Raw genomic sequence first — 6,423 nt, 5'->3', positions numbered from 1 at the left:
GCGCGAAGGCGGCTTCCATCTGTCTGCGGAAGCCGATGGTCTCGTCCGAGGCATCGATCGCGACATCGCTCCAGCGCACGACGGCGCCGCGTGCAACGTCAGTCAGCAGCTTCACGCGATGCGCCAGCCCGATCGGCAAGGCGCCGAGCGTCAGGCTCGTGGCCGCCGGCAGCACCTTGCCCCAGACCGTGTAGCCGCCTTCACCGTCGAGCATCTCGCCGGCGCGCAGATCCCTCTTGGCGACCGCGACGACGTCACCGCGGAAGCCGAGCGGCTGTCCGGTGGGCTCGCCGCGCAGCGCGGCTGACAGCACGGAGATGTTCAGCTCCAGCCCGATCAGGTGATAGGGCTTGTACATCGCCGCATAGCGGCCGCTCGTGTCGGTCTTCAAGCCGTATTGGCGGAAGCAGTCGGCTGCGTAGTCGTTCGGCGCTTCCAGCACGACATAGACGCCCCAGCGCAGGTCGCGAAACACCGGCCGCCCGTCGCGCTCCAGCGATGACACCACCTCGACGACTCCCGAACGCTCCAGCACGCCGCCGCGCTCGCGCGGGCGCAGCACATGCGGCAGATCGTCGACACCGCAGGGCGGAAACAGGAGGCCGTCCGAGGGGACGTCGAGCCCGGTCGCATTGGCGATCGCCGCCATCTCGATGGCCGATTTGGTGCCGTCGAGGAAGGAGTTGAACATCTGCGGGTTCATGCCGGCGGACTGCGCCTCGCCCGCGGTCAGGCCGTAATGCTGCCAGACGCCGTCAGGCGTGACCTCGTGATAGGCGGGCAGGTACTTCGTGCCTTTACCCGCGGCGACGACATGGAAGCCGGTCGCGCGCGCCCAATCGACGAGCTCGGCCGTCAGGGCCGGCTGGTCGCCATAGGCGAGTGAATAGACGACGCCCGCTTTCCGCGCTTCCTCGGCCAACAGGGGTCCCGCCAGCACGTCGGCTTCGACATTGACCATCACGATGTGCTTGCCGGCCTTGATGGCCGCGCGCGCATGGCGGATGCCGGCGGCCGGGCTGCCGGTGGCTTCGACGACCACCTCGACACCGTCGACGAACGCCTTGGTCGCGTCGGCCGTGAACGTCGTGCGTTCAATCCGTTCATTGCTCCAGCCGACGGTGCGACACGCGTCGCGGGCGCGCTCCGGATCGAGGTCGACGATGACCGGCACTTCGAGGCCAGCCACGTAGGGCACCTGCGACAGGAACATCGAGCCGAACTTGCCGGCGCCGATCAGTGCGACACGGACGGGCTTGCCGGCGGAGGCGCGGGCTCGGAGGAGGGCGTGGAGGTTCATGGGCGACCCTGTCAATTGTCGTCATTCCGGGGCGTGCGGAGCACGAGCCCGGAATCCATACTCACGATGGTGGTTATGGATTCCGGGCTCATCGCTGCGCGATGCCCCGGAATGACGGAGGGAGTCTTACTCGGCCGCCTCGCGATGGGCTCTGGCCAGCCGCAGCAGCGCGTCATCCGGCAGCATCTCGATCGGCGTGAAGTCACGATGCGCAATGTACTCCGGCCTGGTCGGGGTGCGGATGGCGTTCGAGACCGCGTTCAGCGTCAGGTACACGATCTTGCGCGGATAGGGCGTGATGTTGCCGGCCGAGCCGTGCACGAGATTGCCGTGGAACATCAGCAGGCCGCCGGGCTTTCCGGTCGGCGCGACGATGCCGCCGTCGGCGACCAGCCGCGTCACCGTCGCCTCGTCGAGCGTCCATAGCGGATAGGACGTCGTCGCGAGATCATGCGAGGCCTCGAGGTCGCCGGCGTGCTGGCTGCGCGGCACCAGCATCAAGGGGCCATTGATCGGCATGACTTCGTCGAGGAAGATCGCGATGTTCATCGCGCGCGGCTCCGGCATGCCGTCGTCGCGCTTCCAGGTGCCGTAGTCCTGGTGCCATTGCCAGACATCGCCGGTGAAGGCGGATTTGGCGTTGATCTTGAACTGATGCATGTAGAGCTTCTCGCCGAAAATCTGCTCGATCGGCTCGATCATGCGCGGATGCGCCGCCAGCACACGGAAGGCGTCGTTGTAGAGATGCGCCGCAAACGCCGTGCGCGGCGCGCCGCTCTTCTCGCGCCAGACCTCCGGCCGGTTCGTGGCGTAGATCGCCTCGGCCTCGCGGGCGAGGAAGGCGGTCTCCTCGGGGCCGAACAGCTCGGGCAGGAACAGCCAGCCCTCGCGGTTGAAGAATGCGATCTGCTCCGGCGTCAGCTTCATGGCGTTCTCCTGGCTCGTTTCCCCGACGGCGCCCGGTCTCCGCCGGGCTGCCTCTGCGTTCCGCTGTCGACATTGGCAGAATCCGGGTGGATCGCAACATTCTCCAAGCCTATTTTGAGCGGCAGACGATACGGGGCAGAGCCACAAGGGAGGCCGCCATGTCAGACCACCTCTATGCGCTGTTCGAAACCGCGATCGGCACCTGCGCGATCGCCTGGGGATCCCGCGGCATCAACGCGGTGCAGCTGCCGATGGGCGGCGCCGCGCAGATCAGGACGCGGATGCAGCAGCGGGATGCCGGGATCGTCGAGGCTGAGGCGCCGCCCCATGTGCAGCGCGTCATCACCCGCATCAAGGCGCTGCTCGCGGGACAGCCCGATGACCTCAGCGACATCGATCTGGATCTCGACGGCGTCAGCGCGTTCCAGCGCGGCGTCTACGAGATCGCCCGGCGGATCCCGCCGGGGCAAACGCTCACCTATGGCGATATCGCCAAACAGCTCGGTGGGGTCGAATTGTCTCGCGAGGTCGGCCAGGCCCTGGGCCGCAATCCGTGTCCCATCGTGGTCCCCTGCCATCGCGTGCTCGCGGCCGGCAACAAGCCGGGCGGCTTCTCCGCCAATGGCGGCGTCGACACCAAGCTGAAGATGTTGGCGATCGAGGGCGCGGCGGTGAACTACACGCCGAGCCTGTTCGATTGAGGGGCCGCCGCGGCCGGCAGACCTCGCGTCAGATCGCCTCGCAGGCGAAGCCGTTGCCCTTGCGCGTGATGCGGCCGACAGAGGGCGAGGGGAAATGCGCCGTGCAGCACAGGGTCGGCGTGTCGCAATAGCGATCGAGAAAGGCGCGCCGCGTCACGGCGGCCTGTGTCGGATCGACGTCGAATTTCGGTGACAGCTCGGGATAAGCGAGCTGCAGCGGCGTGTGGATCAGGTCGCCGGCGAAGACAGCGTCATCCTTGCCCTTGCCCACGGCAACCGCGATATGACCGGGCGTGTGGCCCGGTGTCGGCAGCAGCCGGACATGATCGCCGATCGCAAATGCGTCGCTGACGATGTCGGCCCGCTGCGCTTCGACGATCGGCAGGACGCTGTCGGCAAAGGCGGGCACCTCGGCCTTGGCATTCTGCGCGACCCAGTAGTCGTATTCGGTTTGTGCAAACACGTAGCGCGCTTTGGGAAACGTCGGCACCCAGCGGCCATTGTCGAGCCGCGTATTCCAGCCGACATGGTCGGTGTGGAGATGCGTGCACATCACGACGTCGATGTCGTCGACCCCGATGCCGGCAGCTGCGAGTGCCCGCATGTAGGTGTCGTCGGTCTTCATGTTCCAGACCGGCCGCGCGCGCGGCTTGTCATTGCCGATGCAGCTGTCGATCAGGATGGTATGGTCAGGCGTCTTCACCACGTAGGACTGGAAGCACAGGATCAGCGTGTCCTGCGCATCCAGCGCCTTGGCCGCCTGCAGCGCGCTGCGCTCGGCTGCCAGCATCTCCGGCGTGAGATCCGGAAACATCTCGCGCGCCGGCAGGAAGGTCGTTTCCTGCTCGATGATGCGATGGATCGTCGTGTCGGCAACCGAGAAGTTCAGCATCGCGGCACTTTCTGTTCAGATGATCAGGCCGCGGGCGGCACCGAGATCTTCACCGACTCGCGCTCCAGCATCTTCTGATGGAAGGTATCGAGCGCGGGATAGGCCTTGCGCCAGCCGCAATCGGCGAAGCGGAAATCGGCATAGCCGAGCACGCAGACGAGGCCGATCGAGACGATGTCGAACGGGCGCGTGAGCAGGTCGGGTTGCGCATTGAAGCGCGCCATGCCCATCCAGGCGCGGTTCCAATGGTCGTCCGACCAGGCCTGCCAGCGCAGACCCTCCGGGCGCACCATCGCCTCGTAGCGGCACAGCAGCATGGAATCGAGCATGCCCTGCAGCATCGAGTGCTCGCTCTTGACCTTCCAGCGCGTCGGGCCGGAGGACGGGATCAGCTTGTTGCCGCCGGCAAGCTCGTCGAGATATTCGACGATGACGTAGGAATCCAGGATGACGTCGCCATTGTCGAGGATCAGCACCGGCAGCTTCTTCAGCGGCGTGATCTTCATGTACTCGTCATTGGCTTGGCCGGGGATCACGGCCGCGGGCGTGAATTCGATCTGGTCGATCAGGCCGAGCTCGATGGCGGCGATGCGCACCTTGCGGGCGAATGGCGAGGCGGGCGAGAAGGTGAGTTTCATGGGTTGCTCCTGGAATGCTCTTTCCGTCGTCATGGCCGGGCTTGACCCGGCCATCCACGTCTCGGCCATCGGCACCGGTTCAAGACGTGGATGCCCGGGTCAAGCCCGGGCATGACGACGTTGAATATTGGGGCCGCCTGACGTCTCGACCTCAAGCCTCGATGATCTCCTGGCGCTGCTCGCCGAGGCGCTCGATGCCGAGCGTGACGACGTCTCCGACGTTGAGGAAGGTCGGCGGCTTCATGCCCATGCCGACGCCGGGAGGCGTGCCTGTCGTGACGATGTCGCCCGGCAGCAGGGTCATGAACTGCGAGACGTAGGAGATGCACTTCGCCATCGAGAAGATCATCGTGGCCGTGGTGCCGGTCTGGCGGCGCTGGCCGTTGACGTCGAGCCACATCGACAGGTTCTGCACGTCCGGGATCTCGTCCTTGGTGACGAGCCACGGGCCGACCGGGCCGAACGTGTCGTGCGACTTGCCCTTGGTCCACTGGCCCAGGCGCTCGATCTGGAAGTTGCGCTCGGAAACGTCGTTGCAGATCGCGTAGCCGGCGACGTGGTTCAGCGCCTCGGCCTCGGAGACGTACTTCGCGCGGGTGCCGATGATGGCGGCGATCTCGACCTCCCAGTCGAGCTTGGTCGAGCCGCGCGGCTTCTCGACCTGGTCATAGGGACCGCACAATGCGGTGTTGGCTTTGAGGAAGAAGATCGGCTCGGCCGGGATCGGGTTGCCGGTCTCCTTGGCGTGGTCGGAATAGTTGAGGCCGATCGCCACGAACTTGGAAATGCCGGTAACGGGCGCGCCGAGCCGCGGCTTGCCGGAGACGGCGGGCAGGGAGGCCGGGTCGAGCGCGGCGATCTTTTTCAGGGACTCCGGCGCGTAGGCGGCGCCGTCGAGGTCCTTCACATGGGCCGACAGGTCGCGCAGCTGGCCGGAGGCATCGATCAGGCCGGGCTTTTCCGTGCCTTTGTCGCCGTAGCGAACGAGCTTCATTGGTTTCTCTCCCTCAGATCCTTGGTATTCCAGGGGCCCTGTCATGAAGCATGGCGGGGCGAAATTCAACCTCACGGGCTATGCGCTGCCGCTGCCTGGCACTGCCTGGAAGCGAAAGGCTGCGCCGTCGCGGTGAATGTGGCCGGCGTCGAAATGGCCGCCGATCACGAGCGTGCCGGTGTCGGCGAACCGGGAGAACAGCGTCTGCCGCGTTGCGATCGCCTGCGCGGCATCGGAGTCGACGGTCGAGCTCCAATCGAGATGCGCCATCTGGCAGGGATGGTGCGCGACATCGCCGCTCAGCAGTGCCTCCGCACCATCGGAGCGGATGTGCAGGCTGACATGGCCCGGGCTGTGGCCGGGCGTCGGGATCAGCGTGATCTCGTTGCTGATCACGGCATCGCTCGCGACAAGCTCGGCCTTGTTGGCGTCCACGATCGGCTGCACGGAATCGGCGAAGGTCGCGGTCTCGTCCGCGGCCGCGCTGCGGTCGCGCCAGTGCTGATATTCGGAACTGCCGAAGATGTAGCGCGCGTTGGGGAAGGTGGGCACCCAGCGGCCCCCGACCAGCCGCGTATTCCAGCCGACATGATCGACGTGGAGATGCGTGCAGATCACCATGTCGATGCTGTCAGGCGGAAAGCCCGCCGCGCTCATCGTCTCCAGGAACGGCGTCGACCGGCCATTCCACACCGGCACGCTGCGGCCCTGTTTGTCATTGCCGAGACCGGTGTCGACCACGATGCGCCGTGTCGGCGTCTCCAGCACCAGCGCGTGGATCGACATCTTCAGCTTGCCTTCGGGGGTCGCGAAATCGGGTGTGAGCCAGGACAGCGCGCGGATCGCCTCCGACGTCGCCTGCGGCAGGATGAAGCGGCTGCCGCCGACCGTCTCCAGCTCGGTGAATTTGGTGATCCTGACCCGGCCGACCGTCCATCGCATGCACGTTTCCCCATCTTGTTCTTGGTGGC

At 66.1% G+C, this 6,423-nt stretch carries 7 protein-coding genes (1 of these 7 running past the window's edge); 1 reads left to right on the top strand and 6 read right to left on the bottom strand.

Annotation, left to right across the window (positions count from 1 at the left end):
• Both BRAD285_RS28570 and BRAD285_RS28565 read right to left on the bottom strand, forming a co-directional pair.
• On the bottom strand, nucleotides 1-1,300 hold the 5' portion of the coding sequence (locus tag BRAD285_RS28570; RefSeq protein WP_006612396.1) for an NAD(P)H-dependent oxidoreductase. 5 nt of this gene lie to the left of the window's left edge; the window shows 1,300 of its 1,305 coding nt (coding positions 1-1,300); its start codon is at nucleotides 1,298-1,300; the stop codon falls past the left edge of the window.
• 126 nt (nucleotides 1,301-1,426) lie between these two features.
• Entirely contained in the window at nucleotides 1,427-2,227 is an 801-nt protein-coding gene (locus BRAD285_RS28565; protein WP_006612395.1) for a phytanoyl-CoA dioxygenase family protein, read from the bottom strand.
• Nucleotides 2,228-2,385: 158 nt separating this feature from the next.
• Here BRAD285_RS28565 and BRAD285_RS28560 point away from each other — a divergent pair, with 158 nt between their 5' ends.
• Nucleotides 2,386-2,928 carry a methylated-DNA--[protein]-cysteine S-methyltransferase gene (locus BRAD285_RS28560; RefSeq protein ID WP_006612394.1) on the top strand — a complete coding sequence of 181 codons (543 nt, stop codon included), beginning with the start codon at nucleotides 2,386-2,388 and terminating at the stop codon, nucleotides 2,926-2,928.
• A 28-nt stretch (nucleotides 2,929-2,956) separates the two neighbouring features.
• On the opposite strand, the gene BRAD285_RS28555 is transcribed toward BRAD285_RS28560, so the two are convergent.
• From BRAD285_RS28555 to BRAD285_RS28540, 4 genes are all read right to left on the bottom strand, one after another.
• On the bottom strand, nucleotides 2,957-3,820 hold the full coding sequence (locus tag BRAD285_RS28555; protein WP_006612393.1) for an MBL fold metallo-hydrolase: 864 nt from the start codon (nucleotides 3,818-3,820) through the stop codon (nucleotides 2,957-2,959).
• Nucleotides 3,821-3,843: 23 nt separating this feature from the next.
• Complete coding sequence (locus tag BRAD285_RS28550) at nucleotides 3,844-4,458, bottom strand: glutathione S-transferase family protein (protein ID WP_006612392.1); 615 nt, start codon at nucleotides 4,456-4,458, stop codon at nucleotides 3,844-3,846.
• Nucleotides 4,459-4,609: 151 nt separating this feature from the next.
• Nucleotides 4,610-5,452: a fumarylacetoacetate hydrolase family protein gene (locus BRAD285_RS28545; RefSeq protein ID WP_006612391.1), complete on the bottom strand. Its 843-nt coding sequence runs from the start codon at nucleotides 5,450-5,452 to the stop codon at nucleotides 4,610-4,612.
• A gap of 78 nt (nucleotides 5,453-5,530) precedes the next feature.
• Nucleotides 5,531-6,394 carry an MBL fold metallo-hydrolase gene (locus tag BRAD285_RS28540; RefSeq protein WP_006612389.1) on the bottom strand — a complete coding sequence of 288 codons (864 nt, stop codon included), beginning with the start codon at nucleotides 6,392-6,394 and terminating at the stop codon, nucleotides 5,531-5,533.
• Between the last annotated feature and the right edge of the window lie 29 nt (nucleotides 6,395-6,423).

The organism is Bradyrhizobium sp. ORS 285, assembly GCF_900176205.1.
Taxonomy (GTDB): Bacteria; Pseudomonadota; Alphaproteobacteria; order Rhizobiales; family Xanthobacteraceae; genus Bradyrhizobium.
The sequence above is the reverse complement of the archived record's forward strand: the minus strand, read 5'-3'. Positions and strand labels throughout refer to the sequence as shown.

Bases quoted from the DNA above. Each gene is read 5' to 3' on its own strand.
- BRAD285_RS28545 (WP_006612391.1), bottom strand. From the start codon at position 5,452: ATGAAGCTCGTTCGCTACGGCGACAAAGGCACGGAAAAGCCCGGCCTG.
- BRAD285_RS28555 (WP_006612393.1), bottom strand. From the start codon at position 3,820: ATGCTGAACTTCTCGGTTGCCGACACGACGATCCATCGCATCATCGAG.
- BRAD285_RS28560 (WP_006612394.1), top strand. From the start codon at position 2,386: ATGTCAGACCACCTCTATGCGCTGTTCGAAACCGCGATCGGCACCTGC.
- BRAD285_RS28540 (WP_006612389.1), bottom strand. From the start codon at position 6,394: ATGCGATGGACGGTCGGCCGGGTCAGGATCACCAAATTCACCGAGCTG.
- BRAD285_RS28565 (WP_006612395.1), bottom strand. From the start codon at position 2,227: ATGAAGCTGACGCCGGAGCAGATCGCATTCTTCAACCGCGAGGGCTGG.
- BRAD285_RS28550 (WP_006612392.1), bottom strand. From the start codon at position 4,458: ATGAAACTCACCTTCTCGCCCGCCTCGCCATTCGCCCGCAAGGTGCGC.